The 1,849-nt window shown below is 46.6% G+C and carries 2 protein-coding genes; both read left to right on the forward strand.

All coding sequences use genetic code 11. From position 1 onward, the window contains the following. A partial coding sequence (locus ACYVRA_RS06320; RefSeq protein ID WP_461251901.1) for an acetyl-CoA decarbonylase/synthase complex subunit delta occupies positions 1-1,205 on the forward strand: 1,205 nt, incomplete at its 5' end. After that, positions 1,206-1,849, forward strand: a 644-nt coding sequence (locus ACYVRA_RS06325; protein WP_461251902.1) for a (Fe-S)-binding protein, incomplete at its 3' end; no start/stop codon positions are given.

The following is a 1,849-nucleotide window of genomic DNA, read 5'->3' on the forward strand; positions in this document are numbered from 1 at the left end:
CCGCTAAAACGGTAGAAGCGGGTATTATTCCAGCGAACATTGACCTTGCCGCCATTACGGAAAAAATAAAAGCGGATGTAACAAAGGAAGTTATTACCGGCATAATCGACATTTTAAGCGAGCGTTTTTTAGGCAAAACTCCGTCAGCGTCAATCTCTGAAATTAAAACAGAATTAGCTAACATTGCAAAAGAACCGAGAATATCGGCAGCCGAGCGTATTTCCGCGATTAAAAGTTTCGCCCTTCCTTCGGATAGCGCGAGCTGTTCCCTATATTCCGTAAAACTGGGTAATTTAAAATCAGAGGGCGGCACGCGCGGAAAAACGTATACAATCGGTGGCGCGGACTGTATGCCGTTCCACTTCTGGGAAGGCAAAATGCCTAACAAACCGTTAGTCGCCATGGAAGTTTTTGACAGCGTAAGCGAAAAGTACCCGGAAATTCTTCGCAAGGCTTATGGAGACGTTTTAAACAATACGGCGCAAATGGCGAAACTCTGCGTAGAAAAGTATGGGGCTGATTTAATCAGCGTTAAACTTGACGGCACTCACCCCGAGCGCAATAATTTCAGCGCTAAGCAAAGCGTCGATCTTGTAAAATCAATTCTTGAAGCGGTAGACGTGCCGTTGATTATCACAGGCACCAGCCACTTTGAAAAAAACAACGAGGTAATGAAGGCAATCGCCCAAAGCTGCGAAGGGGAGAACCTTCTCTTTAACTGGGTAGAGCAGGATAATTACAGGACTATCGCAGGGGCCGCGATGGCTTATGGCCACACGCTTGTAGCGCAAGCCCCAATCGACGTTAATATCAGCAAACAGTTAAATATTTTGTTAACCAACATGGGCTTGGCTCCCGACAAAATCATCATAGACCCGATGACAAGCACAATTGGTTACGGCATTGAATACACATATTCCGTAATGGAGCGTATTCGCCTAACGGGGCTTGGAGGAGACAATATGCTCTTAAGCCCGATGATTGTCTCTGTCGGGCAGGAGTGCGCGAAGATTAAAGAATTTAAAGCGCCTGAATCAAGCTTCCCCGACTGGGGCGACTTGGCGAAACGCGCTGCTTATTGGGAAATCGCAACGGCGACAACTCTGTTGTACGCGGGGGCTGACATATTGATTCTTTATACGCCTGAAGCGGTAACAACGGTAAAGAAAACCATCAATAGTTTGATGGATAGGGAGGGTAAATAAATGGCAATGAGCGGATTACAAATTCAAAAACTCCTTCCCGGCACAAACTGCAAGGAATGCGGTTCAAGCACGTGTATGGCGTTTGCCATGAAGCTTGCGGCGAAAAAAGCGATGCTCTCAGAGTGTCCATACGCTTCCGACGAAGCAAAGCAGGTGCTTGGAGCGGCAAGCGAGCCGCCGGTAAAAGGCGTAAAAATCGGGACTGAAGTTATAAACCCCCTTGGAGAAGAGACCGTAATGTACCGGCACGAAAAAACATTTGTCAATAAACCGATTATCGCGGTTAATCTTGACGAAGGCGCGGATATTGCGTTAGCTGAAAAGATTAAAAATTACAGGCCTGTTCGCGTTGGCGAAGAATTATTTTTAGGCGCGATTGCCGTTACCCAGCAAAGTGATTCTTTTGCCGATTACTGCGCTAAAGTTTACGAAAAAGCAAAATTGCCGCTGTTGCTGAGGGCGAAAGATATTACCTCTCTTGATAAAGCTTCCGCGGCGGTAGCAGGTTCCAAAAGCGTTTTATGCGCCATAACGGCGGATACTGCTGAAGAAGCGGTTAAAATTGCGAAAAGGGACAATCAAGTGCTTGCGGTTACAGCGGCGGACATTGACGGCGTTTTAGAATTAACGGCAAAAATAAAGGA

It is taken from the genome of Treponema sp. R8-4-B8, from assembly GCF_054786175.1.